30 protein-coding genes are annotated in these 25,828 nt (G+C 42.1%); 21 read left to right on the forward strand and 9 right to left on the reverse strand.

The window, feature by feature from the left end; genetic code table 11:
- Positions 1–28: 28 nt before the first annotated feature.
- From P9989_RS09425 to P9989_RS09440, 4 genes are read left to right on the forward strand one after another with little or no spacing between them, the layout of a single operon-like run.
- Positions 29–217 (forward strand): helix-turn-helix transcriptional regulator, encoded by a 189-nt coding sequence (locus P9989_RS09425; protein ID WP_283078506.1) that lies wholly within the window; start codon positions 29–31, stop codon positions 215–217.
- A gap of 4 nt (positions 218–221) precedes the next feature.
- The gene (locus P9989_RS09430) at positions 222–698 is read left to right on the forward strand and encodes a hypothetical protein (protein WP_283078507.1); all 477 of its coding nucleotides are present in this window, start codon (positions 222–224) and stop codon (positions 696–698) included.
- A gap of 44 nt (positions 699–742) precedes the next feature.
- Positions 743–1,408: an HAD family hydrolase gene (locus P9989_RS09435; protein WP_283078508.1), complete on the forward strand. Its 666-nt coding sequence runs from the start codon at positions 743–745 to the stop codon at positions 1,406–1,408.
- Between the two features lie 45 nt (positions 1,409–1,453).
- Positions 1,454–1,729 (forward strand): hypothetical protein, encoded by a 276-nt coding sequence (locus P9989_RS09440; RefSeq protein WP_283078509.1) that lies wholly within the window; start codon positions 1,454–1,456, stop codon positions 1,727–1,729.
- A gap of 148 nt (positions 1,730–1,877) precedes the next feature.
- Here P9989_RS09440 and P9989_RS09445 read toward each other — a convergent pair whose 3' ends face one another.
- Positions 1,878–3,167: a hemolysin family protein gene (locus P9989_RS09445; protein WP_283078510.1), complete on the reverse strand. Its 1,290-nt coding sequence runs from the start codon at positions 3,165–3,167 to the stop codon at positions 1,878–1,880.
- A gap of 188 nt (positions 3,168–3,355) precedes the next feature.
- A complete protein-coding gene (locus P9989_RS09450) occupies positions 3,356–3,739 on the reverse strand; it encodes an SET domain-containing protein (protein ID WP_283078511.1) in 384 nt (127 codons plus the stop codon).
- A gap of 241 nt (positions 3,740–3,980) precedes the next feature.
- Here P9989_RS09450 and P9989_RS09455 point away from each other — a divergent pair, with 241 nt between their 5' ends.
- Positions 3,981–4,760 carry a class I SAM-dependent methyltransferase gene (locus tag P9989_RS09455; protein WP_283078512.1) on the forward strand — a complete coding sequence of 260 codons (780 nt, stop codon included), beginning with the start codon at positions 3,981–3,983 and terminating at the stop codon, positions 4,758–4,760.
- Positions 4,761–4,964: 204 nt separating this feature from the next.
- On the opposite strand, the gene P9989_RS09460 is transcribed toward P9989_RS09455, so the two are convergent.
- Positions 4,965–5,150, reverse strand: coding sequence for an H-type small acid-soluble spore protein (locus tag P9989_RS09460; RefSeq protein WP_283078513.1), 186 nt, complete (start codon positions 5,148–5,150; stop codon positions 4,965–4,967).
- 182 nt (positions 5,151–5,332) lie between these two features.
- Between P9989_RS09460 and P9989_RS09465 the strand changes: the two genes are divergently transcribed.
- The 4 genes from P9989_RS09465 (at position 5,333) to P9989_RS09480 (ending at position 8,374) form a co-directional block, all read left to right on the forward strand.
- Positions 5,333–6,187, forward strand: a complete 855-nt coding sequence (locus P9989_RS09465; protein ID WP_346274899.1) for a patatin-like phospholipase family protein — start codon at positions 5,333–5,335, stop codon at positions 6,185–6,187.
- 15 nt (positions 6,188–6,202) lie between these two features.
- On the forward strand, positions 6,203–6,913 hold the full coding sequence (locus P9989_RS09470) for a DNA alkylation repair protein (protein ID WP_283078514.1): 711 nt from the start codon (positions 6,203–6,205) through the stop codon (positions 6,911–6,913).
- Positions 6,914–6,968: 55 nt separating this feature from the next.
- Positions 6,969–7,370: a hypothetical protein gene (locus P9989_RS09475; protein WP_283078515.1), complete on the forward strand. Its 402-nt coding sequence runs from the start codon at positions 6,969–6,971 to the stop codon at positions 7,368–7,370.
- A 98-nt stretch (positions 7,371–7,468) separates the two neighbouring features.
- Positions 7,469–8,374 carry a chemotaxis protein gene (locus P9989_RS09480; protein WP_283078516.1) on the forward strand — a complete coding sequence of 302 codons (906 nt, stop codon included), beginning with the start codon at positions 7,469–7,471 and terminating at the stop codon, positions 8,372–8,374.
- A 13-nt stretch (positions 8,375–8,387) separates the two neighbouring features.
- Here P9989_RS09480 and P9989_RS09485 read toward each other — a convergent pair whose 3' ends face one another.
- From P9989_RS09485 to P9989_RS09500, 4 genes are all read right to left on the reverse strand, one after another.
- Positions 8,388–8,609: a hypothetical protein gene (locus P9989_RS09485; RefSeq protein WP_283078517.1), complete on the reverse strand. Its 222-nt coding sequence runs from the start codon at positions 8,607–8,609 to the stop codon at positions 8,388–8,390.
- Between the two features lie 98 nt (positions 8,610–8,707).
- Positions 8,708–9,175 carry a YkyB family protein gene (locus P9989_RS09490; protein ID WP_283078518.1) on the reverse strand — a complete coding sequence of 156 codons (468 nt, stop codon included), beginning with the start codon at positions 9,173–9,175 and terminating at the stop codon, positions 8,708–8,710.
- An 82-nt stretch (positions 9,176–9,257) separates the two neighbouring features.
- Positions 9,258–9,830: an SCO family protein gene (locus P9989_RS09495; protein ID WP_283078519.1), complete on the reverse strand. Its 573-nt coding sequence runs from the start codon at positions 9,828–9,830 to the stop codon at positions 9,258–9,260.
- Between the two features lie 76 nt (positions 9,831–9,906).
- Positions 9,907–10,764, reverse strand: a complete 858-nt coding sequence (locus tag P9989_RS09500) for a metallophosphoesterase (protein ID WP_283078520.1) — start codon at positions 10,762–10,764, stop codon at positions 9,907–9,909.
- Positions 10,765–10,915: 151 nt separating this feature from the next.
- Here P9989_RS09500 and fadH point away from each other — a divergent pair, with 151 nt between their 5' ends.
- On the forward strand, positions 10,916–11,683 hold the full coding sequence (gene fadH, locus P9989_RS09505; RefSeq protein ID WP_283078521.1) for a 2,4-dienoyl-CoA reductase: 768 nt from the start codon (positions 10,916–10,918) through the stop codon (positions 11,681–11,683).
- Between the two features lie 178 nt (positions 11,684–11,861).
- Here the strand turns inward: fadH and trhA are convergent, their stop codons facing one another.
- The gene (gene trhA, locus P9989_RS09510; protein WP_283078522.1) at positions 11,862–12,497 is read right to left on the reverse strand and encodes a PAQR family membrane homeostasis protein TrhA; all 636 of its coding nucleotides are present in this window, start codon (positions 12,495–12,497) and stop codon (positions 11,862–11,864) included.
- Positions 12,498–12,751: 254 nt separating this feature from the next.
- On the opposite strand from trhA, the gene cbpB reads away from it, so the two are divergent.
- From cbpB to P9989_RS09535, 5 genes are all read left to right on the forward strand, one after another.
- Positions 12,752–13,201, forward strand: coding sequence for a cyclic-di-AMP-binding protein CbpB (cbpB, locus tag P9989_RS09515; RefSeq protein ID WP_283078523.1), 450 nt, complete (start codon positions 12,752–12,754; stop codon positions 13,199–13,201).
- A gap of 71 nt (positions 13,202–13,272) precedes the next feature.
- On the forward strand, positions 13,273–14,763 hold the full coding sequence (locus tag P9989_RS09520; RefSeq protein WP_283078524.1) for an MDR family MFS transporter: 1,491 nt from the start codon (positions 13,273–13,275) through the stop codon (positions 14,761–14,763).
- 72 nt (positions 14,764–14,835) lie between these two features.
- The gene (dapD, locus tag P9989_RS09525) at positions 14,836–15,555 is read left to right on the forward strand and encodes a 2,3,4,5-tetrahydropyridine-2,6-dicarboxylate N-acetyltransferase (RefSeq protein ID WP_283078525.1); all 720 of its coding nucleotides are present in this window, start codon (positions 14,836–14,838) and stop codon (positions 15,553–15,555) included.
- Positions 15,556–15,616: 61 nt separating this feature from the next.
- A complete protein-coding gene (locus P9989_RS09530) occupies positions 15,617–16,735 on the forward strand; it encodes an N-acetyldiaminopimelate deacetylase (RefSeq protein ID WP_283078526.1) in 1,119 nt (372 codons plus the stop codon).
- Positions 16,736–16,804: 69 nt separating this feature from the next.
- Positions 16,805–17,050 (forward strand): YkuS family protein, encoded by a 246-nt coding sequence (locus P9989_RS09535; protein WP_283078527.1) that lies wholly within the window; start codon positions 16,805–16,807, stop codon positions 17,048–17,050.
- Positions 17,051–17,129: 79 nt separating this feature from the next.
- Here the strand turns inward: P9989_RS09535 and P9989_RS09540 are convergent, their stop codons facing one another.
- Positions 17,130–17,975: a mechanosensitive ion channel family protein gene (locus P9989_RS09540; protein WP_283078528.1), complete on the reverse strand. Its 846-nt coding sequence runs from the start codon at positions 17,973–17,975 to the stop codon at positions 17,130–17,132.
- A 324-nt stretch (positions 17,976–18,299) separates the two neighbouring features.
- Here P9989_RS09540 and P9989_RS09545 point away from each other — a divergent pair, with 324 nt between their 5' ends.
- The 6 genes from P9989_RS09545 (at position 18,300) to P9989_RS09570 (ending at position 25,816) form a co-directional block, all read left to right on the forward strand.
- Positions 18,300–18,842: a peroxiredoxin gene (locus tag P9989_RS09545; protein ID WP_079529683.1), complete on the forward strand. Its 543-nt coding sequence runs from the start codon at positions 18,300–18,302 to the stop codon at positions 18,840–18,842.
- A 75-nt stretch (positions 18,843–18,917) separates the two neighbouring features.
- Positions 18,918–19,370 carry a TlpA family protein disulfide reductase gene (locus tag P9989_RS09550; protein ID WP_283078529.1) on the forward strand — a complete coding sequence of 151 codons (453 nt, stop codon included), beginning with the start codon at positions 18,918–18,920 and terminating at the stop codon, positions 19,368–19,370.
- A gap of 156 nt (positions 19,371–19,526) precedes the next feature.
- On the forward strand, positions 19,527–21,284 hold the full coding sequence (locus tag P9989_RS09555) for an ABC transporter ATP-binding protein (protein ID WP_283078530.1): 1,758 nt from the start codon (positions 19,527–19,529) through the stop codon (positions 21,282–21,284).
- A gap of 35 nt (positions 21,285–21,319) precedes the next feature.
- A complete protein-coding gene (locus P9989_RS09560) occupies positions 21,320–23,152 on the forward strand; it encodes an ABC transporter ATP-binding protein (RefSeq protein WP_283078531.1) in 1,833 nt (610 codons plus the stop codon).
- Between the two features lie 301 nt (positions 23,153–23,453).
- Complete coding sequence (locus P9989_RS09565) at positions 23,454–24,806, forward strand: cytochrome ubiquinol oxidase subunit I (RefSeq protein ID WP_283078532.1); 1,353 nt, start codon at positions 23,454–23,456, stop codon at positions 24,804–24,806.
- Positions 24,803–25,816: a cytochrome d ubiquinol oxidase subunit II gene (locus P9989_RS09570; protein WP_283078533.1), complete on the forward strand. Its 1,014-nt coding sequence runs from the start codon at positions 24,803–24,805 to the stop codon at positions 25,814–25,816. The genes P9989_RS09565 and P9989_RS09570 overlap by 4 nt, the downstream gene beginning before the upstream one ends.
- The last annotated feature ends 12 nt before the right edge of the window (positions 25,817–25,828 follow it).

Genomic DNA, 25,828 nt, shown 5'->3' on the forward strand with positions numbered 1-25,828 from the left:
ATATATTTTCCTTTGGATAGGTGAGTTTATGAGTAAAATTAAAGTGGCACGAGTAGAAAAGGGGCTTACTCAGTCTCAACTTGCCAAAAGGGTAAAAGCGACAAGGCAAACAATTGGATTGATTGAAAAAGGTAAGTATAATCCAAGTCTAAATCTATGTATTTCCATAGCTAAGGAACTGGATAAAACGTTGGATGATTTGTTTTGGGAGGAGTGATAAAATGGTGCGTTCTTTTCTGAATTACTTTATGCCGGATGATGAATACAAGCGGATTCGTATCTTATACTTTATGGCAGAAGCGGCCTTTATCATGACTGGTATTCTGTTTTTGTTTTCATTTTTGAACCTTTACTGGTTGGAATGGGAGTTTCCTGGAGGTACATTTACTGCCTTTTTAACAGCAATGATTATCATGATTTATACATATCTGCGTTATATTGTTTCGGGGATAGAACATTCCGATATCGCAAATCAAAAACAGTATACTAGGCAGGGTCGAGGAAATTTGAAAAAAGTTTTAATTTTTGGCTTAGTATTTTTTGTCGCTACCTTCATAGCTTCAGGCATTCCTTCTAATTGGTTAGAGTTTCTGGATATTATCGGTCCAACATTTTTGGCTATGATTTTTTTCTATACACTTGACTATATTTCACTCAAGCGCTCTTATAAGAAAAATAAAGAAATAATCGACGACTAGACTTTTTTAACTAAACGTCTTAGGGATTCGAAAAGGGGGATCATATGAGTTTAAGATATAAATGTTTAATACTTGATCACGATGACACAGCAGTAAAAAGCACACCTGAAATACATTATCCATCCTTTGTTCAAGCTTTAAAAGAGTTAAGACCTAATGAAAAAACTCTCACATTTGAAGAGTTCGTTGGGTACTGTTTTAATCCGGGATTTTCTTCTTTATGTAAAGACATCATTCAATTTACAAAGGAAGAACAAGCACACCAGCAAAAAATATGGAAGCAATATACTGAAACAAAAATCCCGGATTTTTATGATAACTTTCCCGAAACCGTTCAAGAATTTAAGAAACAAGGGGGGATTGTGACGGTTGTTTCTCATTCAGAAAGAAGTCGAATTGAAAGAGACTACGCCGTTCATTGTGGGTTTTCACCAGATGCAATTTTCGGCTGGGAACTTAAGGAACACCAGAGAAAACCGCATGCGTACCCTATCAACCAGATAATAACTCAGTTTGACCTTAAAGAAACAGATGCTCTTGTACTGGATGATCTGAGGCCAGGGATGATGATGGCAAGAAGCTGTAACATAGATTTTGCAGCAGCCGGTTGGTCTCACAGGATTCCGGACATCAAGGAGCAAATGAAAAGAGAGTCTGATTATTACTTTGAAACCGTGCAAGCATTCAAGGATTTTATCTTCAATAATTAGTGAAATACATAATTTAAAATGGTTGGCTTAAGAAGGGAGTATTAGATGGTATTTGATTCTATAGATGTAGCATTATTAGCAGGAATAGTTTATTTGCTTCGTCAGGTGATTAACTTAGATGGTCGTGTTAAAGGGCTGTCCTATACTTTAGATCAGGTCACTAACCAAATGACACTGCCGGAATATCTAATAAATGATGATTTGCGAAAACTTATATCAGAAGACGAGGAGATAAAAGCCATTAAAAAAGCGAGGGAAACATTAGGTCTTTCACTAGTAGAGGGAAAAAAGTATATTGATCAATTAAAAAATGATCTATGAATTAAAAAAATTGCCGGCTGATTCAAAAATGAGATGACTCTTTCTTATTGAGTAGACTTACATTGTCAACTACTGCTCAGGCGGCCCGTAGTTGCTTCGACCGAGTGCCAGGGCACCCGGTCGCTATTTAAATAAATAAAATTTTTAGTTATTCGTTTTCTAACCATACCTGGACTTTCTTAATCTGATCATCCACCATTTTCGCAACCTTAAAGTGATGCAGTTCCTGCGAGACGGTTGTGCCCTCTTTCGCATCAATATTCTGATTTAAAATCCAGCCGGAAATCGTATCGACACTTCCGTTCTTAAGGTTAAGATCAAAGTATTCATTAACAGATTGGATAGAAGTTTTACCGTCCAATACGTATGAACCGTCTTCGACTGGAGTAATGTCCTGCTCTTCATCGTGGTCAAATTCGTCCCTTATGTCTCCAACGATTTCTTCTATTATGTCTTCACTTGTCACCATACCCGATGTTCCGCCGTATTCATCCGTCAGGACAACGAGGTGGGTTCTTTCTTTCTGCATTCTTATTAATAAATCATGAATCGGTATATTTTCAAAAACCTTCGAAACAGGACGAATATATGGCTCAAGTGATTCGACCTGGCTCCAGTCTTTATAAAAAAGTTCTTTTAAATGAAGAATACCGATAATATGGTCCTTATCATCACGATAAACCGGAAAGCGTGTGAATCGCTCCTCGTCCATGAATTGTAAGGATTCTTCGACTGGATCCTCGATATCAACGACAGACATATCTGTACGAGGAACCATGATTTCTTTTGCCGTTCGATTATCAAATTCGAAAATGCGGTCAACATATTCAAATTCCGATTGATTAATTTCACCTTGTTGATAGCTTTCCGAAAGAATATGACGCAATTCCTCTTCAGAATGAACTTCCTCAGACTCTTTAGCGGCATGATAGCCAAATAAACGAACCAGCGTGTTTGCTGAACCATTTAATATCCAGATTAATGGATACATGATCTTACTGTAGAGAATTAAAGGTCCGGAAAGCAATAACGTAATTTGTTCGGCCCTTTGAATGGCAATCGTTTTTGGTGCCAGTTCTCCCAGTACGACATGTAAATAGGTAATGACAAAGAAAGCAATTACAAAACTAATGGTATGGCTAACTGTAGAAGGTAAATCGAATCCAGCTAGTAACGGGTGAAGGAGTGCCTCCAAGGTTGGTTCACCTAACCACCCTAACCCTAGAGCAGTGATTGTAATCCCCAGCTGATTAGCAGAAAGGTAGTAGTCTAAATTACCTGTAACCCGAAGAGCGTTTAAGGCTTTTTTATTCCCTTCGGCTGCCCTTGATTCTAATCGTGTTCTTCTTACCTTTACAATCGCAAATTCGCTTGCAACGAAAAACGCTGTTAGAAAAATTAACAGAGCTACCGCTGCAAGCCTAATCGACGTTTCCATAACATATCCCCTTTGTATCATTGTTGGTGATCATATCGTCACCAATTATTTATTTTACAGGAAAAAAGGTCACATGCCTATTTTGCTGATTCCATCCTAAATCATTCAGATCATACTAAGTCTCGATATAGAACCGTATAAAAAAAACACCCAGGGAATGGGTGAATCTTTTTATCAATCGTTCAGCGTTATTCTTCTTCTTCGTTAAACCAAAGCGGGGCGTCGTTTTGAACCTCTCCATTATAGTTAATGAAGATTTCTTCTCCAGCTTTAATATCCGTATGAGCATAGAAGTCGAACGAGTCATTCTCAAAGTTAACTCGATAATCTGCGTTAGGCTGATAAGAATGATTAAACATCATCCCATACCCTAAAAGAAATGCAGTGTGGTTGCTCCCATACTCGAATGCATAATTAGCAAGGTACGTTTTCTCAATATGTTTATGCTCCTCATTTGGATAAGGTAGCACTGGCGCTTCGTGAATGAGTTCATTTTTCGCAATATCGCGAGTGGCGAAAACGCCTTTATTAAACTCATCATCTGTAATTGTGGAAGTTCTTACCTCTATCAATATTTCACCTTCATCCTCTAGTCATTATATCTATCCTTATCAGTTTGACAGGTTATAGGTCAGAAAGCAATTGTCGCAATATTCTTTATGAATGGAACTTATTTCCCTGACAATTCGTAGAAATACAGAGGAAGCTCATATGGAACCAATTGAATATGATAAACACAGAGATAGCTGATAGCATATAGGTTTTCACTTTAGTAGAGAATATAATATTTCTTAATTGGAAGGATGATTACCGTTGGACACTACACAACATAACAGTAATGCCTGGGACAAGAAGGTCGAAGAAGGTTCACAATATACTAAATCTGTCACTCGTGAAACTATTGAAAAAAGTAAATCTGGTGATTGGAGAATTACTGTTACAACAGAAAAACCAGTACCGAGAAATTGGTTTCCTAATTCATTAGATGGTTTGAAAGTCCTTTGCTTAGCTTCAGGGGGAGGGCAGCAAGGTCCTGTTCTAGCTGCAGCAGGAGCAGATGTAACGGTTACTGATATATCTAAAAAGCAGTTGGAACAAGATGAATATGTTGCTCAACGTGATCAGTTAACTTTAAAGACCGTTCAGGGAGATATGAGCGACCTTAGTGATTTTGATGATGAATATTTTGATATGATTGTCAATCCGGTGTCTAATTTGTTTGTAAAAGATGTGCGGCCTGTGTGGAGTGAGGCCTCCAGAGTATTAAAAAATAATGGGATCCTTATTTCTGGTTTTACTAATCCTCTGTTATGGATATTTGACGATAACAAGGAGAGAAAAGGGATTCTAGATGTAAAACACTCTATCCCTTCATCTACATTAGATTATTTACCAGAGGAGGAGGTCGAGGATTTTATAAATTCCAATCACACCATTGAATATGCTCACACATTAGAAGACCAAATTCAAGGTCAAATCGATGCCGGCTTTGTTATTTCCGGCTTTTATGAGGATGACTTTGGACACACGAGGATGCTAGACAAGTATATAAAAACTTTTATTGCTACAAGGGCGATAAAAATAGTCAATTAATCATGCTCAAGTTCCGAAGTTCATTTATGAATAGAGGCGCCCGATTCAGAGGATTGGCTTCGCCCGTTATGGAAGAATACTATAGAAATTCCTCAGTGTTTATTTTGGAGGTGTGTTTAGATCGTGAAGTTCTTTTTGAGATTAAATCTTGTTCGGACATAAAAAAATCCACTCCATTCTCAAATGAAGTGGATCGTTTACATGTTAGCTTTCTGTCTCCTTTAATTCATACAAGGGTACTTCCTGATAAACGTTCGGTTGATCAACGGGATGGATGCGGGCAGTTTCACTTCTTTCAATCACTTCTTCAATATAGATTTGGCGCTCCTCGTGTGTGACGTCAATCATCTCTGAGGAGTGGAAGATTTCTTTGGCACGTTCTTTGTTCATTCGTCATGTCCTCCTTTAGTTTGTGCGTTTAATTTTTGCCTGAATTGACATTACTATGCACGTTTTTCATAAGGCCCGATTTCAATAAGGAATGCGGGTTTGTAGTTTGTAGCCTAATTCGGTTCACTTCAAAGAATTGGTTATGAGCGTTATAATTTTCACATAGAAAAAGGGGGTTGTCGGTGTTGGATCGAACAGGTTTAGTATTAGAAGGAGGAGGAATGCGTGGGGCTTATACGGCAGGGGTTCTTGATTTTTTCCTTGATGAAAAGGTCCATTTTCCTTACGTGGTAGGAGCCTCAGCAGGTGCTTGTAATGGCAGCTCTTATGTGGCTGCACAGCGGGGCAGGAATTATGAAGTGATGGTGAATTATGGGGACCATCCCGAGTACATATCCTTCAAACGGATGTTTACAGAGCGTCAGTTGTTTGGCATGGACTTTATTTTTGATAAGCTTCCTAATCAGCTTGTGCCCTTTGATTATGATGCTTTTTTATCCCGAACGACAGAATTTGTAGTAGGTACGACAAATATGCGAACGGGTGAGGCACAGTTCTTTGACCACTTCCCTGATCGGACAAGCTTGCTTAAGGTGATGCGGGCATCGAGTTCCCTGCCGCTCATAGCTCCAAGTATCTCTTACTTAGGGGAAGAACTTATGGACGGCGGGATAGCTGACCCGATTCCGATCAATCCGTCGATTGAGTCGGGAAATAAGAAGCATGTGATCGTGCTGACAAGGAATGATGGTTATATTAAAAAAAGGATGAAAATGAATTGGTATTTCACTCGCAAATATAAAAACTTCCCGAAATTTGCACAGGCTTTACGAATTCGTCATCAAAAATATAATACGACATTAAGGAAGATCAAGCAGATGGAGGAGAATGGTCAAGTATTTGTGTTACGTCCTCAAACTCCTCTGCAAGTCAGCCGCATCGAGAAAAATAGACAGCGTCTGCATCAGCTCTACATGCAAGGCTACAAGGAAGCTGAGCAGCAAAGTGACCAGCTTGCAAAATTTATTCAAACTTAATAAAAGGAGGTCCATATGGAGCAATCTGTATTAATAAAAGACGCCATTGTTAACGAATTTAAGACCCATCGAAATCCCGCCCAAACCGAGGCGATGGAGAGCTATATGAAGGATCAGTTTTCTTTCTACGGACTGAAGACGCCGGAGCGGTCAAAGCTCGTGAAGCAATGGCTGAAATCTTATGCTTCGATCACTTATAGTGAACGTGTTGAGACGGCTTTATTACTTTTTCAAGAACGGGAGAGAGAATGTCATTATGCAGCACTCGCGTTACTTGAACAAGTCTCTAACCAGCCGCCTGTTTCTGCTATTGCGGTTTATAAACAACTGCTGACGTTGAAGCCCTGGTGGGATACGGTTGATATGATTTCCTCTAAACTATGTGGAGACTACTTGCTTCATTATAACGATGAATTAACAACGATCACAGAAAGCTGGTCCCGTTCGGAGCATTTATGGGTGCGCAGAGCAAGTTTATTGAATCAGCTCAAATTTAAGGACAAGACAGATGAACAGCTACTATATCGGACCATCCACACGTTAAAGCATGAGAAAGAATTTTTCATTGAAAAAGCGATTGGCTGGGTCTTGCGAGAATATAGTAAAACGGCTCCTGAGTCTGTCATTGCTTTTATCGAATCGACAGAGCTGCGGTCTTTAAGTAGAAGAGAAGGCTTGAAATGGATGAAAAATAAGGGGTTATATCCTGCTCCTACAAAGGTATAGATTGGAAACACAACGATCATAATGGGGATAACTACTTAAAAGTGAGGGTCCTATTATGAATCAATGGATAGATGTTTCTTTTCTGGAGCGGGCTATTCAATGGCTTGATCAGGATGTATTGCAAATATTCGGATTAAATGGTGTGCACATTCAATTTGTACTCGTCTTTCTGCTGACAGCCAGCATCATGTTTGTTATCAAACCTATCATGGAATGGCTGCTTGTTAAACAATGGTTCACATTGCTTGGGTATAGTATCACGACTGTTCTGGCTTTTTGTTTTTTACAAATGGTCGATCGTTATGCAATGGGGGCTGAATCAACGTTTTTACCGTCCTATTATTGGTCTGTCAGTCTGCTTGCGATCAGCAGTTACGGTGCGGTCCGGGTAATTGCTGGAATAACCAAGTTGATTATGGTGCGGTGGAGAGTCCGGTCTAAGAAACGTGTAGCCTAATAAATATGACTTTTGTTGCAATATTTTGTTCGTTCCTTTTCTTCGCTGTGGTATAATTTACCTAACAAGAAGTTTTATAGAGAGGGAAGGGGAAGCGGATGCAGAAGGATCAAGGGATTTTATTAGAAAGCGGTACAAATGAACTAGAAATTGTCGAGTTCAGTGTGGCCGAGAACCGGTTCGGCATCAATGTGATTAAGGTAAAGGAAATATTAAACCCAGTACCTGTTACGAAAATTCCTCACTCGCACGCAGCGGTTGAGGGGATTATAGATATCAGGGGAGAGGTTGTCCCGGTGGTTGATGTCGCTCATGCATTAGGTTTTGAGACTTCATCCAATCCAAAGCAGGATAAATTTATTCTCGCTGAGTTTAATCAGACGAAAATCGTTTTTCATGTTCATACGGTCACGCAAATTCATCGTATTTCCTGGGAGTCGATTGAAAAGCCAGGAACGATGTATCAAGGGTTAGAGACGGAAATTACCGGCGTCATTAAAAAAGAAGGCGACATGCTGCTGTTGCTTGATTTTGAGAAGATTGTGGCGGATATTAGTCCGGAATCGAGCATAAAGAAAGCAGATATTCGTGTCCTGGGTGAACGGGAGCGTTCCGACAAGAAAATTTTAATTGTTGAGGATTCTGGGCTGCTGCGCGGGCTGCTGCAAGAAACACTTGAAGAAGCTGGTTACATACATACAACAGCATTTGAAGATGGAAAAGCCGCTTATGATCATCTGGCTGGATTGGCAGCTGACGGAAAGACGATTGAGGAAGAGTATCAATTGGTCATCACGGATATTGAAATGCCGCGGATGGACGGTCACCATTTAACTCGTCGAATTAAAGAAGATCAACAGCTTCAAGCACTACCTGTCGTTATTTTTTCGTCCCTAATCACAAATGATCTCAAGCATAAAGGTGAGATTGCAGGGGCAAATGCCCAGATCTCAAAACCGGAAATAGTGGAACTTATCGAGGTCATTGACCAGCATATAAAATGAAAAACCGCTCCAATTAGGAGCGGCTTTTTTCATTTTCAACTTTTTTAAACAGAGTATCGTGCCAGTCATAGGCTTGTTGAGTAATTGTTTCTGGTTCAGAGCCATACGGATGAGATTCGCGGATGATACTTTTCTCATGATCGGTTAAATGTTCATAGGAAGATCTTAATTCCGTGGCGTATTCCACATATTTATTAAGCTGATACAGAAAATCGTCCATAGGATTCATGGTCATAAAAAATCACCCTCCTAAAGGTACCTATACCTTATTTGGAAGGTGTTGAAACATTCTAATGAAAAGAGTCAGGCTGCTGCCTGGCTCTTTTCGCGACCTTATCGTTTAGGACGCTGGTTCCACGGGGCGATATGCTGCTGTCCAAGCATGGACAGATTTGAATGGGTAGAAGGTGAGTAAGAAGTGGAGGCCTTGTCGCGATCCCAACCTAAATAGTTGTACAGCGTTCGTTTAGCTCTCGATAGGGAGAGCTTTGGTTTCGGATTGCGATACGATTGGTCGACCTTACCAAGGTGTTTCAACTGGTTGAAATCTTTCTTTTCTGCTGGAATATGAAAATAGTAGCCGCCGACCTCTATGAGAAGGGTGGAATGCTGTTTACTAAGCTTAGGGTGGTCAGAAAAATGAAGACCAATTTTTTTAGCTCTTCGTTCCTTCAATAATTTCGTAATCGTTGATTTTTTAATTTCATATAAATGCTTAGGTTCAGGGGCTGTTTTCGCGTGTCGATTGACAATAAATAGTGATTCGGCAAGTTCTCGGTTTGAAAGCTGCTTTTCTCTCATTCATGTTCTCCTTTCTAGACGTATACAAAGCCATTGTATGAAAGTAGTGGCTGGATGGCCTATTTTTTATCGGAATCGTTTATTACATCAACTTCTTTAAATCTGCTATAATCTGATCGATTTCGGCCGCCTTCATACCGCTGTACTGTTTAATAACGTCACCCTCGGGTGTAACTAAATAGAAGCTTGTCCCATGGGCCACCTGGTTAGAGCCTTCCATCTTAGAGACAGGAGATTGAAATGATTTAATCGATAATTCCTTAACTTCATGAAAAGTATAGCCGGTAAGAAAGCTCCACTGATCGTAATCTGGCTGGTAGGCATCTGCAAATTCCTTGAGTTGCTCCGGGGTATCATGTTCTGGATCAACGGAAAATGATACAAGTTTCACATTAAGATTCTCTTGTTTTAGTCGTTGCTGTAAACGCGACATGTTTCCTGTCATCGGCGGACATACAGTTTCACAGCTGGTGAAAATAAAATCAGCTATCCAATAGTCGCCTTTAAGATCCTCAGGTAGGTTCATCGTTTCACCACTTTGGGTCGTAGCTGTAAATTCTCCGACTTCCCGGGACATATTTTCTTCAATAGGAGAGCCGCATGCTGTTAAGAATAACAGTCCTCCTAGAAAACTGATCAATATGAAATATTTCATCGTTCATCCTCCATCAACAGGTAGTCCTTTTATTCTATCATGTACTGAGGTCCTTTCAGCTGATGTCACAAAAACGTTAAAGCTTCGTTTGGAGGTGGAATACCGAATATTCCGGACGGCACATAAATCGATAAGGAAGGCGGGTTGTTCCAATTCCTTTATTTACATAGAGGGTGAGAAGCTCACTAATCGTATGTTTTCCCTCAATGTAGGTATCCGCATAAGGCGGAGTGACGAGCGCCCCGACGAATGGAAGTTGAATCTGGCCGCCATGACTATGGCCGGACAGCTGTATATCGATTCCATGCTGCTGCATTTGGTCCGCTACATCAGGCTCATGTACAAGCAGTATCGTAAAAGGATCCCCTTTAATTTGGGCAGTAGTTGCTGAAATATTTGGTGACCCAAGCATGACATCATCTAAACCTGCCAGGGCGAACGTATCCTGACCATTGTCGATCGTCGCTACACTATTTTGCAGGAGCTGAAATCCGCCATCATCCATAACAGCTTTAACTGTCTCTGTTCCATAACCACCATGATCATGATTCCCGTAAATCCAGTACTTGCCATGACGGGCCTGCAGTCGCTGAAGGAGCTGCGGAATGCTGTGATCAAAGCGATACGTATGCGGCTTATCTACCAGGTCTCCAGTAAAAACGATTAAATCCGCATTCTCAGCATTTATCGTATCAATCAACTGCTCAAATTCAGTTAAATCATAATTAAAGCCAATATGAGTATCAGAAAATTGGACAACCTTAAAATTATTAAACGAGGTCGGTATGTTTGAATGGCTGATCGTATATTCTCGTCTGTCGAGCATGTGTGGCTCAATATGACGGGCGTAGTAATATCCACCGCCGCTCAATCCGAGCAGCCCTAATCCGCTGAATAGAGATTTTTTTATGAAGCTGCGTCGTGTTAATTTCATGTGAAGAATCCCTTCATAATAAATACTCCCGCTATTATACCATGATCCCTTCAGTTTCGATAAGAATAAATAGCTGTGATAAAAGTTTAGAAACTGAACAGGAATTCAGTCGGTGGCTATGGAATGTAATACAGGGACAGGAGGGCGAAATATGAAGGATGAAGTCGTAATTATTACAGGTGGATCAAGTGGTATGGGATTGTATATGGCGAAGCGGTTTGTCGACGAGGGAGCAAAAGTTGTGATCACCGGCCGAAACAGCGAACGGTTAGATAAGGCGCGAACTCAAATCGCTGAAGGGAAAAAAGAGAATGTGTTTGTCATCGAGATGGACGTTCGCAAAGTGGATGATGTGGAAAAAATGGTACAGCAAACCGTAGCTAAGTTTGGCCGGATTGATCATTTAGTGAATAACGCAGCGGGCAATTTTATTGCACCAGCCGAAAAACTTTCCCCAAATGGCTGGAGTACTGTAATAGATATCGTATTAAATGGTACTTTTTATTGTAGCCACGCAGTTGGTAAGTATTGGATTGAAAATGGGCAGAAGGGTTCGATTTTAAATATGGTTGCCACCTATGCTTGGAATGCGGGGGCCGGCGTCATTCATTCGGCTTCAGCAAAAGCCGGAGTATTAGCCATGACGAGAACATTAGCCGTGGAATGGGGATCGAAGTATGGCATTCGTGCAAACGCGATTGCACCTGGTCCGATCGAAAGGACAGGAGGCGCAGAGAAATTATTTGAATCCGAATCGGCCGCTAAGCGGACGCTGCAATCAGTTCCGCTCGGCCGATTAGGCACGCCGGAGGAAATCGCTGGTTTGGCGCGATTTATTTTGTCAGAGGATGCTGCTTATATGAATGGTGAAGTAGTCACACTAGATGGGGGACAATGGCTCAATCAGTTCCCTTTTTAAAGTTTCGGTGTGGCCGGCTGGGACAACTCAGCTTGTGTCGTATGTGATGCTCAAGTGCTCACCGCCGGTTTTGCTCGGTGGTGAGCGCTGATAAAAGAACAGATTCCAGAGGAAGACCTAAATTGCCCGGACAAAGGAAAAACCGCTGCATCAAATCACACAGCGGCTTATTTCATAACTACAGAATATAAAGAAATACCGTGAAGAAATGAAGAATGGATCCGCTGAGCACGAGTAAATGCCAGACCATATGGTGGTAGGCAAAGCCTCTCCACACATAGAAGATGGCCCCAACTGAATAAACGAGTCCGCCTAATACGAGCAGCAGAATTCCGGTGGATGGGACAGCCTTGGTAAGGGGCTCCCAGACAAGCACGACCAGCCAGCCCATGAGTACGTAGAAAACGGTTGACAGTACGACAAACCGTTTGACGAAAAAGATTTTGAAAATTACTCCTGCAAACGCAATTCCCCATACTACCCCGAATAACGTCCAGCCCAGTGTACCCCGTAACGGCACGAGGAGCAGGGGAGTATAAGTTCCTGCAATAAATAGGTAAATTGCTGAGTGGTCAAAGATTTCAAACAAGTCTTTGACTTTTCCTGGTGGAAAGCTATGAACCAGAGTGGAAGAAACATAGAGAACGAGCATCGTAATTCCGTAGATGGTCACGGAAACGACCTCCCATGCATTTCCGCCTAAGCTTGCAAATACAATGAGCAATGTGAGCATAGCTATACTTAATATGGCGCCGACACCGTGAGTGATGGCATTAGCGATTTCTTCACGTTTTGAAAAAATGTGTGTGCCCATGTTCCGTTCATCCTTACTTAAATGAATTTCTATTAGTATAAGCGTTTCAACCTATTTTATAAAGTAAATAACTTATTAGGTTTATCTTCTAAATAATTCTGGGTATTTAAAAGGTGAGCAAATACTGCGCACACGGCGGAAAGTGTCGAATATTGCGTTCGTTTTGCTTAGTGGATCTATGTTAATATTAGATTGAATGCGTGTGAGCGTTTCTTCTTGCTCCTTCAATTGTTTGCTAAAAAGGAGTGGTGATTATGGTAAGTGTACAGAGTAAAAAGCTTGAAATTCCATTAGTTGAAGAGTTAATGATTCCAGCAGAGAAAGTCGCTCATGTTCAGATAGGGAATCCGTTAGACCATGCATTACTCGTATTGGTGAAAACTGGTTATTCGGCTGTACCTGTCGTTGACAAATTGTATAAATTTAAAGGGACAATAAGCAAGACCATTATTCTTGAGGAAACGCTCGGGCTTGAGCAGTTTGAGTTGAATCGATTGAATGATATGACAGTTAATGAGGTTGTCGACACAAGTGTTCCTTGTTTGCATCGTAATGATACGATGATTGATGCGTTACACAAATTGATTGATCATCCCTTTATTTGTGTCATGAATGATGAAGGAGAATTTGACGGGATAATTACGAGAAGAACCATCTTAAAACAATTCAGCAAACATTATCATGAAACATTGAAAAGAGTATAGAAAAACAACTCAAATATAAGAAAGATGGCGCCTCTTGCAGGCGTCTTCTGTTTGTGTGGGGATGAAGGTTCATGGAGCAAGTTCAGCAACTTAAGCAAAAGCAAAAACGCGGACTCGTATTGGCTTCTATTATGCTGGCGATGTTTCTGGCAGCCATTGAGGCAACAATTGTGTCAACGGCTATGCCGAGTATTGTAGCGGATTTAGGTGGTTTCAGCTTGTATAGCTGGGTTTTCTCCGCCTACTTGCTTACGAATGCCGCTACTGTACTCCTGTTCGGCAGACTCGCTGATATTGTAGGGCGCAAGCCGATTTTCTTGATTGGGATTAGTTTGTTCCTGACGGGGTCAACGATGGCCGCTCTGTCCCAGACGATGTTGTTTTTAATTGCAGCTCGGTTAGTTCAGGGACTTGGCGCTGGTGCCTTAATGCCGATCGCAACAACGATCGTAGGGGATCTGTACACAAAAGAAGAACGTGCCAAAATTCAAGGCTATTTGTCCAGTGTCTGGGGGATCTCAGCTGTATCGGGACCGCTGTTAGGCGGTTTCTTCGTAGATATGCTAAGCTGGCCCTACGTATTTTGGATGAATATTCCGCTTGGATTACTGGCAATCATCGGGATTGTTTTGTTTTTTAAAGAAGAAAGGGTTCAGGAAAAGCAGTCGGTGGATTTAGTCGGTTCTTTATTAACGATGGTGGCGGTCAGTCTCTCCATGCTGATTCTTGTAGAAGGAGGAGTGGGAATTCCCTGGCTGTCCCGTGAAATGGGGATTCTATTGATCCTGGCAGCAAGCAGCTTTATCATCTTCTTTTTCCATGAAAAGAAAGCAAACTCGCCGATGATGCCCTTTGAAATATGGAGGGTTAGAGCGATTAAATACGCCAATTTAACTTCATTAACCTCCGGGATGATTTTAATTGGTGTCTCCAGTTATTTGCCGGCTTTTGTGCAAGGAGTGATGGAGAAATCAGCAACGGTGGCTGGGTTTACTCTCACGACCATGTCGATAGGCTGGCCGATTGCCTCGACTTTAGCGGGGAGACTTATTTTAAGGATTGGTTTTCGTACAACTTCGATCCTTGGCGGGATTTCGCTCATTGCTGGCGGGGGGATTTTTTCCTTGTTATCACCTGAACGCGGCCCGGTGTTTGCGGCAATTGGATCATTGTTCATTGGAATTGGAATGGGGCTTTCAACGACATCATTTATTGTGTCCATCCAAAATGCTGTTCAATGGGAAATGCGGGGGATCGCTACAGCTACAAATATGTTTATGAGAACACTCGGTAGTGCTATTGGAGCGGCACTTTTAGGCGGACTGCTCAATAATCGAATTCAGGCTGCTTTGAATGAATCTCACTTGAATGATCAGTTCACAGTGGATTCGACGAATTTGTTATTAAATAAGGAAAGCAGAAGTGAATTAAGCGAACAAGCTCTTCATGTGCTGAAAGAGGGGCTGACGTCTGGTTTGCAGCTCGTCTATATCGGCTTGCTCGTATTGGCGATCATCAGCTTGATTTTAATTTTACAATTGCCAAAGGGAAATAAAACATAAATTCTTGTCACGATTACAGTGCTTTGATAAAGTAAAGAATGTAATTAACTACGCGCCTGAAGGAGGATACATATGAAACAAATGGATGCAAATGAGATTATCTCATTTATTTCAAATAGTGAAAAATCAACACCAGTTAAAGTCTATTTGAAAGGGAAGGACCTTTCGACACTGGACTTTGGTGATGATGTACGAGACTTTATCACTGGTGAATCAGGGGTTCTTTTCGGAGAATGGAAAGTGATTGAACCACTTCTTGAAAAATACAGTGATCAAATTGAAGACTATGTACTTGAAAGTGATCGCAGAAACTCAGCGATTCCTTTACTGGACACGAAAAAAGTAAATGCTCGTATCGAGCCGGGTGCTGTCATTCGTGATCAGGTAGAAATCGGAGACGGAGCGATTATCATGATCGGCGCTTCCATCAATATCGGTTCTGTTGTGGGAGAAGGAACGATGATCGACATGAACGTAGTAATGGGCGGCCGTGCAACCGTCGGAAAAGACTGCCACATTGGCGCAGGGGCTGTTTTAGCAGGTGTAATCGAACCGCCTTCTGCACAACCTGTTGTCATCGAGGATGAAGTAGTCATTGGGGCCAATGCCGTCGTGCTTGAAGGAGTTACGGTTGGAAAAGGCTCAGTAGTTGCGGCCGGTGCGATTGTAACCGAAGATGTTGCTCCAAATACGGTAGTTGCCGGTACACCAGCCAAAGTGATTAAGAAGATTGATGATCAGACGAAATCCAAAACAGAGATTAAGAAAGAACTTAGAAAACTCGATAACTAATTTTCTTAAGACCTTGCTCCTCAAAAAAGCAAGGTCTTTCCTATAACAGGGGGCTTAGCGAATGTTAACAGAATCGGAACTCATCCAAATACGCAGAGATTTGCACAGAATCCCTGAGCTCGGCTTTCAGGAAGTGAAAACCCAGGCTTACTTATTATCGTTTATTCACGAACTTCCCCAAGAGCATTTAACCGTGGAATTGTGGAAGACGGGCATTTTTGTAAAAGTGGACGGAAAGGCGCCACAGAAAACGATTGGGTATCGTACTGATATTGACGGGCTGCCCCTAACAGAAGAAACAGGGTACCCATATGCCTCCGAACACGACGGTCATATGCATGCGTGCGGCCATGATTTTCACATGACGATTGCGTTATCCGCTCTCGAGTCGTTAGCTCATCAGCCTGCAGACAATCACGTTGTATTCCTGTTTCAACCGGCCGAGGAAGGTCCTGGCGGTGCGGAACCGATGCTGCAATCAGAACCGATGAAACAATTTAGACCAGACATCATATTTGCTCTTCATATCGCCCCAGAGCTGCCGGCAGGAGTCGTGTCGTCGAGACCAGGTCTGCTGTTTGCCAACACAAGTGAATTGTTTATTGACTTAAAAGGCGTAGGCGGGCATGCCGCTTATCCGCATTTAACAAAAGATATGATCGTGGCTGGAAGTTTCCTCGTAACCCAGCTGCAGCAAATTGTCGCTCGCAGAGTAGATCCGCTTGATAGTGCCGTGATTACAATCGGCAAGATTACTGGCGGAAGTGTGCAGAATATTATCGCTGAACAAGCGAGGCTAGAAGGAACGATTCGAACGATGTCACCTGAGGCGATGAAGGCAGTGAAAACTGAAATTGAAAAAGTCGTCCAGGGGATAGAGGTAGCCCATGATTGTTCGGCAACCATTGATTATGGGGCGAACTATTATCAAGTCGAGAACGATCCTGATTACGTTGAAAAGTTTGCGGCCATCGCAAACGATTCAGGCGTCACTTATCAAGAAGCGAGTGCAGCGATGACAGGTGAAGATTTTGGCTATATGTTAAAAGAGATTCCTGGATTTATGTTCTGGCTTGGAGTGGATTCGCAGTCAGGCCTTCACACGTCCCGACTGTCTCCTAAGGAAGAGGCGTTATCTATTGGGGCGCGACTTGTAGTCAACGGGCTGCGTCAATTGTAATTCCTATGCATAATCACGGTCCCTTTGGCAATAATAACCACGTGATTCTTATAATGAGGAGGATTTCACGTGAAAAAAGTAGCCATTGAGGAAAATTTAAGCGACATTCGTGCTGCATTGCAGCAAAAAGGGTATGACCTTGTGACCTTACAAAACGATCAAGATGCTGAGGGCTGTGATTGCTGCGTGATCTCTGGTCAGGACCGTGATGTCATGGGGATTCAGAACGCTGCAACGAATGGCGTTGTCATTGATGCCCGCGGCCGTACGGCTGATGATGTTTGCCAAGAAGTAGACAACTGCTTTTCATTATGACAATAGAGGGGCAGCCCCTCTATACATAAGCTTTTTCGAGCAGAAAAAATCCCGGACTTTTAAAGGTCCGGGATTTTAATTAGTTTGCTTTTGTTTTCTCCACGTTGACCTGGTGTGGATACGGAATATCAATGCCTTTTGCTTCAAGTGCTTCTTTAATTGCTTTTCTCATGTCTCGTTCAACGCCCCATTGTTCCATATTGGCTGTCTTCCCGAGCACTCTGAGAACAATATCAGAAGATCCGATACTCTGAACACCTAATACATCAGGGCCTTCCTTAAAGCGTGGATCCTCAGCAAAGTCTTTAGTAACTTTTGATAATACTTCGATAGCCTCATCAATATTATCTTCATAACTAATGCCGATATCAACAAGCGCACGCATATTTCCGCGGGAATGGTTGCTGACTCCCGCGATATTGCGGTTAGGAATGTAATGCAGCGTTCCATCAAACCCTCTTAGTTTTGTGGTGCGAATGCCTACTTCCTCTACGATTCCATCATAACCCGCAGCGGTTACATAATCATCCACCTCGATTTGACGTTCAAGTAGAATGAAGAAGCCCGTAACGATGTCTGAAACTAACCCTTGTGCTCCAAACCCAATCGCAAGACCAACAATTCCAGCACCAGCCAGAAGCGGTCCGATGTCAATGTTGATCGCGCTTAATAGCATAACAATTAAGACAAATAACAATACATAGCTGAAGAGGTTTACAGAAATTTTCTCCAATGTTTTGGTTCGTGCTTCCGTTAGTTTACGCTGCCTTCCCATTCTGCCAATCGCAGCTTCGATCGTTTTTTTCCCTATAGGGCTAATAATTGCAAAACCAATCAGAATGACTAATATCTCCAACCCGCCTGTGATCAGCCACTCGACTATTACAGTGGGGTTGAATTCAAACCCTTCTTCAAACAAATTCATGTGCAAACTCCTTTCATGGTCAACAAGTTCTTTCTATATGATAGCGGAAAATTATTATCTGTTTCAAAGATTTACAACTTTATATGAAATTTTGTCGAAATACTAGATGAGCTTATCATTTTACTTTCCTCAACAAATCATGTTTAATGAGAACTAGTAGTGTCCATATTATGAGTATATGCCCTTTTATTGGAGATCCAAACTAGTTTACATTTATTATTACTTTAGATTGACTCTAATAAAATATCTCGTTATACTATATTATGTGCTTATTAAAGCAGGATCATCTATATAAACGCTATAAAACATTTGGAGGGATTTATAATGGCAGAACGTATGGTAGCAAAACAAGCACCCCGCTTCGAAATGGACGCAGTGCTTCCAAACAAAGAATTCGGTAAAGTTTCACTAGAAGAGAATATGAAGAACGATAAATGGACGGTTCTATTTTTCTATCCAATGGATTTCACTTTCGTATGCCCGACAGAAATTACAGCTGTTTCTGATCGCTTCGATGAATTCGAAGATCTTGATGCAGAAGTTGTTGGTGTTTCAACAGATACGATCCACACACACTTAGCATGGATTAACACATCTCGTGAGGATAATGGTCTTGGTGATCTAGAGTATTCTCTAGCAGCGGATACGAACCACCAAGTAGCTAAAGACTACGGAGTACTTATCGAGGAAGAAGGGGTTGCTCTTCGCGGTCTATTCATCATCAGCCCTGAAGGCGAACTTCAGTACCAAGTGGTGAACCACAATAACATTGGCCGTGACGTTGATGAAACTCTTCGTGTACTGCAGGCGCTGCAAACTGGCGGACTTTGCCCGGCAAACTGGAAGCCAGGCCAAGAAACTCTTTAAGGTTAAATAAGGTCACAAAGGTCTAACCTAAGTGTTAGACCTTTTTCGATAAAAGTTGGACAGGAGGAATAACAAATGCGTTTAAGAACACCTATGCCTGAACTTCCTGAAGCAACACAGTGGATGAACAGTGATGCTCTCACAAAGGAAGATTTAACTGGCGATAAACCGACATTGATTCACTTCTGGTCTGTCAGCTGCGGACTATGTAAAGAAGCGATGCCTAATGTCAATGAATTTAGAGATGAATATAGTGATGATTTAAATGTGGTAGCTGTTCATATGCCTCGTTCTGAGAAAGATTTAGACCTTGAACAGATTAAAGAGGTTGCTGAAGAACATGGCATCACGCAGCCAATCTATGTTGATAATCAACACGCCCTAACGGATGCTTTTGAAAACCAATACGTACCGGCTTACTACGTGTTTGATGAAGAAGGCAATCTAAGACACTTTCAAGCAGGCGGTGGCGGCATGAAAATGTTGCGTAAGCGTGTGAACCGTGTACTTGGCGTCAATCAAAAATAGCAGTCATAAAGAGCAATTCCCTTCGTAAAATGGGGGAGTTGCTTTTTTTTATGAATAAATTTGGAGAAATTTTTAAAAATTACCTCAAATAGGTGGAAATTTATTTCGATTGCCGATATATTATTAATTACGTAAAAAGAAAGGGAGGGAGACATCATGGAAACGTTTAAAAAATTAAAGCAATTTTACTGGCCGTTTAAGTCCTTCTTTTTATGGTCATTATTTGCCCTTCTATTTGTCACAGTCATCACCGTCGTCTATCCAATTGTGTTGCAAATTACAATTGATGAAGTGGTGCGGGGCGAAAGGTATAATCTTATCCCGTATATCGGGGCTGCTTTTATTTTACTAATGATTGTAAAAGGGGTCGCGACATATTTCCATCAGTACCTTGGTGACTATTTTGGGATCAGGTCGGTTTATACCATGCGTGATGCGCTCTATAAGAAGCTGCAAAGACTTTCGTTTAAGTACTATGACAACGCAAAGACAGGTGACATCATGTCACGTCTGACAGCAGATGTGGAAGGATTTCGGTTCTTTCTATCAGTAGGATTTTCTGAACTTATCCGCATTGTATTATTAATTTTGATCAGTCTTAGTGTCATGTTTTACTATTCCGTTCCTCTTGCGCTGGTTACGATGGCTGCCATGCCTTTCCTGACGGTGGTAGTGTTTAAGTTTGATAAACAAGTTCATCCGGCTTTTCGTAAAATTAGAAAGTCATTTGGTAAGCTGAACACACGTGTCCAGGAAAACATTAGCGGTATGAATACAGTGAAATCGCTATCAAGGGAAGAGTTCGAAGTCGGCCGCTTCTTAAACCGCAGTGATGATTACCGGAAAAAATATATTGATACGTCTAATATTTGGTCTCGTTACTTCCCGCTCATGGAATTCATCGGCAATGTCAGTGTTGTCGCACTGCTAGCTTATGGCGGCTATCTCGTCATTAACGGGTCCTTGCAATTAGGAGAGCTTGTCGCCTTCTTTAGCCTGGTTTGGTATATTTTAGGGCCGTTAATGAATTTTGGCTTCGTCATTAACCTTTTTTCTCAATCAAAAGCCTCTGGAGAACGCTTACTCGAGATTTTAGAAGCAAAAGAAGACGTTACGGAAAAAGATGATTCAATCGTACTCGACCGTTTGCAGGGACATGTGACGTTCGATGATGTCACCCTTACTTATACAGAAGATGATGATTCAGCATTGAAACATATCAGCTTCGATGCGCCTCCAGGTAAAACAATCGGACTGATTGGGGCAACCGGATCAGGGAAAACGAGCATTACCCAGTTGATTACCCGCTTCTATGAACCTGAACAGGGCCGGGTCCTGGTCGATGGAAAGCCAGTAGCTGATTATGGGTTAAAAACACTACGTAAAAATATCGGTTTCGTGCTGCAAGAATCATTCTTATTTTCAACTTCTATTAAAGAAAATATTTCGTACGGGAATCCTGATGCCACCCTTGAAGACGTAATCGCTGCAGCCAAAAGAGCGCAGGCTCACGAGTTTATTATGGATATGCCTGAAGGATATGACACCTTGCTTGGTGAGCGAGGCATGGGCTTATCTGGCGGTCAGAAGCAGCGGATTGCGATTGCACGGGCGATATTAATCGACCCAGCCATTCTCGTTCTCGATGATGCGACTTCGGCCGTTGATATGGAGACAGAGTTTAAGATTCAGAAAGCACTGCAAGAGGTGATGGTAGGCCGAACGACGTTCATCATCGCTCACAGAATCTCTTCGTTAAAACATGCTGATGAAATTCTCGTACTTGAGGATGGCCTCGTTAAGGAGCGCGGCGTTCATGACGATCTACTAGTAAACGGCGGGCCATATCAACGAATTTACGATATTCAGTATCAAGATAAAGAGAAAATATTAAATACATCACATATCTCTTAAAAGTGGAGAAGTTTTTTTCAAAAGGAGGGGAGAGCATGGCTCGTAAACCTAAGCATAGACCTGAAACGAATAAACATTTAAACCGGTTTAAGTACACCCAGGACCAGGCGATAGAAAAGCCGTTCAACTGGACGCAGATGCTGCGCCTACTCTCGTACGTTAAACCGTACACTAGGCGCCTGCTGCCGATATCGATTATTGCGATGCTGGTGTCAACGATCGTACGGCTGGTGGTTCCTATTTTAATTGGTAAAGTAGCCATCGATGTTGCGATTGCAGAAAACAATGTGAATTTGCTGATTCAGCTCGTGGTCGGCATTTCCATAATGTATGTGTTAAGTTATATCGGAAATGCCCTAAGGATTAAATATGTTAATATTTTGGGGCAAAATGTCATTTACGACTTGCGTCAGCACTTATTTTCCCATGTGCAGCGCCTATCCCATAAGTTTTTTGATTCAAGATCGGCGGGCTCGATTCTCGTGCGGATTATGAATGATATAAATTCCTTACAAGAGCTTTTTACTAACGGGATCATCAATCTACTAATGGATGTTGTCATGTTAACAGGGATTATCGTGATCCTGTTTGCACTGAGTCCGAAGCTTGCCTTGGCGATCTTAGTAATTATGCCGATCATGTTCTATATTTCAACGAAGCTTCGACGGAATATTCGTCGCTCGTGGCAGCAAGTTCGTATCCAGCAATCAAGGTTGAACTCTCATTTAAATGAGAGTCTTCAAGGGGTGCGTATCACTCAATCCTTTTCACAGGAAACAGAGAATGCAGAATACTTTAATGGCGTAAATACCGACAATTTTCAGTCGTGGAATATGGCGACAAGAAAAAGTGCTATGTTCCGTCCGTTTGTAGAACTGAGTAATGCTGTTGGAACGGTTATCCTCGTGGCATACGGGGCACATCTTATTTTACAGGGCGATATTGAGATTGGTACATTTGTGTCGTTCGCTTTCTTCCTTGGTATGTTCTGGGAGCCGATTTCCCGTCTCGGTCAAATGTATAATCAGCTGCTAATGGCGATGGCCGCCTCTGAGCGCATCTTTGAGTTTCTTGATGAACAGCCCAACGTTCAAGAAAAACATGATGCCCGTGAACTTACAGACATGAAGGGGCATATTGAATTTGATCAAGTCCAGTTTGCCTATGATGAAAAACGAATCGCTTTGCACGACATTTCGCTTGAGATGAAGCAGGGAGAAACGGTAGCCTTAGTCGGACACACGGGGTCTGGTAAATCAACGATTGCCAACTTAATCAGCCGTTTCTATGATCCTACCAAAGGCGCCGTGAAAATCGATGGTACGGACTTACGCGATGCAACGATTGATAGTGTCCGTCAGCAGATCAGTGTTGTTTTGCAAGACACGTTTATTTTTTCAGGCACGATTATGGAAAATATTCGGTTTGGCCGCCCAACTGCTTCTGATCAAGAGGTGATCGAAGCGGCCAAGGTTGTTGGAGCAGATGATTTCATCCAGCGATTAAGTGACGGATATGAAACAGAAGTCGAGGAGCGGGGTAATATTCTATCAGCCGGTGAACGACAACTGTTATCCTTTGCACGAGCGCTTCTCGCCAATCCAAGGATATTAATATTAGATGAAGCGACCGCGAGTATCGACACAGAAACCGAAATGAAAATCCAGGAAGCCTTGAGGCGATTGTTGAAAGGCAGAACTGCTATTATCATTGCTCACCGACTGTCAACGATCAGGGAAGCTGATACGATTTATGTACTCGAGCACGGCAAGATCCTCGAACATGGATCCCATGATCAGCTGATGGATCAAAAGGGCGAGTACTTTGAATTAGTGAAAGCACAGTTTCAAATGCTTGATGCTATCTGATTTGCTTAAGAAAACCACCTGAATAACATGGAAAACCCATCAATGCCAATTAGCGTTGATGGGTTTTTTGTGCTAGTCTCATAAATCTTCACCATTTAGGATTGTAAGATCCACAGTAGGGTAATGTATAGAAGAGTACGCCTACATAATATGCGCGAGTCCTGTCATAGTTTTAGTGGAATAGAAAGTTTGTGAAGTTCGTCACAAAATCTTCATCAATCGTGCACACTGGAACCGTTTACACGATTTATACTTAAAGAAAGAATCACATCTTATTCATTTGTAAGGGGGAAAATCACGTATGTTCTTTGAAGACAGCGTCCTGATGAGCCGATTGCTTACCTTCTTAACCCTCGGATTTCATGTCATCTTTGCAACTGTTGGTGTCGGAATTCCGATTATGATTTCGATCGCCGAGTGGATCGGCATTAAGAAGAAGGATCCACATTATACCTTATTAGCGAGAAGGTGGACGAGGGGGCTGACCATTACAGTTGCTGTTGGGGTTGTAACCGGAACAGCGATTGGTTTACAGCTTTCTTTATTATGGCCAAGCTTTATGAAAGTAGCAGGAAATGTGATCAGCCTTCCATTATTTATGGAGGTCTTTGCCTTTTTCTTCGAAGCTATTTTCCTGGGAGCTTACTTATATACGTGGGATCGTTTTAAAAATCCGATTTATCACTGGCTGCTGTCGATTCCGGTAGTTATCGGATCTACTTTATCAGCCTTCTTCATTACAACGGTAAATGCCTTTATGAACGCCCCACAGGGGTTCGAAACTGAAGGAGATAAGCTGGTCGCGGTAGACCCGTTTGCGGCGATGTTCAACCCGGCTACACCGACAAAAGTAGCTCACGTGGTTAGCTCGTCTTATTTAACATCGGCAGCTATTTTAGCTACGATAGCCGCGTTTATTATGTTAGTTCGTAAGAGTAGCATTTATCATAAAAAAGCTTTAAAGCTAACCGTAGCTGCTACATTTATTTTCGCTGTAGCTACAGCCGTGGCCGGGGATTCTTCAGCTAAATACCTTGCCGAATACCAGCCCGAAAAACTAGCCGCCGGCGAATGGCACTTTGAGACAGAGAAGAACGCGGATCTTATTGTATTTGGTACGTTAAACGAAAATAATGAAGTAGAAAATGCCATACGGATTCCCGGGGCCTTGAGCTTTCTGGCTCATGGAGACTTTAATGCTCCCGTGGAGGGCTTGAATGAAACACCTGAAGATGAACGGCCGCCGCTTTGGATTCACTACATGTTTGATTTTATGGTGATGATCGGTTTCTATTTAGTCGGCATCTCGTTCCTTTTCTTAGTTTTCTGGAAAATGAAACGCTGGAATGAGTTTAATAGATGGTTGTTAACAGGTCTTGCTGCTGTAGGCCCGCTAGCGATGCTCGCCATCGAATTTGGCTGGATTTTTTCTGAAGTGGGCCGTCAGCCTTGGATTTTACGAGGATTTATGACCGTGGCTGAAGGGGCCACCACGTCACCGCACGTCGGTTTAATGTTTTTACTCTTCCTTGCCCTGTATATCGTCTTAGGAGTAGGATGCTTAGTTGTTCTCAGAAAAATATTTAAGAACAATCCTGCAGAACTTGAATTGGAAAGTCGCTACCCTCATGTAAAGGAGAGTGACAAAGAATGAGTTATGAATATATTGGGATCACGGTCCTCTGGTTATTTCTGTACGGATACTTGATCGTTGCTTCTATCGATTTCGGTGCCGGATTCTTTGCTTATTATGCCAGGCTGACGAAGCAGGACCATATTATTAATAAACTCATTTCAAGGTACCTTTCACCAGTATGGGAAGTGACCAACGTATTCTTTGTCTTTTTCTTCGTTGGTCTTGTCGGATTTTTCCCGGATACGGCATACTACTTCGGTCAATCCTTGCTCGTACCGGGAAGTATTGCGATCGTCCTGCTTGCGATACGCGGCTCTTTCTATGCATTTGAAAGTTATGGATCAAAAGATAACCATGTGTATATGTTTCTTTACGGAGCCACAGGCTTATTGATCCCAGCTTCGCTTGCTACCGCTATGACAATCTCAGAAGGAGGATTTATCGAAGAAACAGCAAATGGAGTTCACTTGATGATTGGCAAATTGCTGACCAGTCCGTACTCCTGGAGTGTGGTGCTGCTTGCGATTGTATCGGTACTATATATCAGCTCGACATTTCTTACCTATTATGCACATCGGGCCGATGATGACCCAGCCCTTGCTATCGTTCGCAAATATGCACTGTTCTGGAGTTCACCAACGATTATTGCCAGCTTAACAACGTTCATCGCATTAAGTCAGCATAACTTCGCTCATTTCCAAAAAGCCATTGAGCTTTGGTGGGTGTTCGGGCTTTCGGTTGCATTCTTTATGATCGGCTTATTTCTCATCTATCAAGGGAAGTATTATGGTTGGGCCTTCATCGCCGTGATGTTCCAGTTTTTCTTTGCTTTCTTTGGATATGGGGCTTCCCATCTACCTTATATCATCAAACCATTTGTCACGATTACGAATGGTGCTACGAATGAAACAATGGGCCTCACCTTAATTATTGCTTTTATAGGTGGACTGCTGTTGTTAATACCATCTCTAATCATGCTCATGCGTATGTTTTTATTCGATGCAGATTATGTCCAGGGAAAAAAATAGAGCCAGAGTCGT

This window comes from Halobacillus naozhouensis, from assembly GCF_029714185.1.
Lineage (GTDB): Bacteria > Bacillota > Bacilli > Bacillales > Halobacillaceae > Halobacillus_A > Halobacillus_A naozhouensis.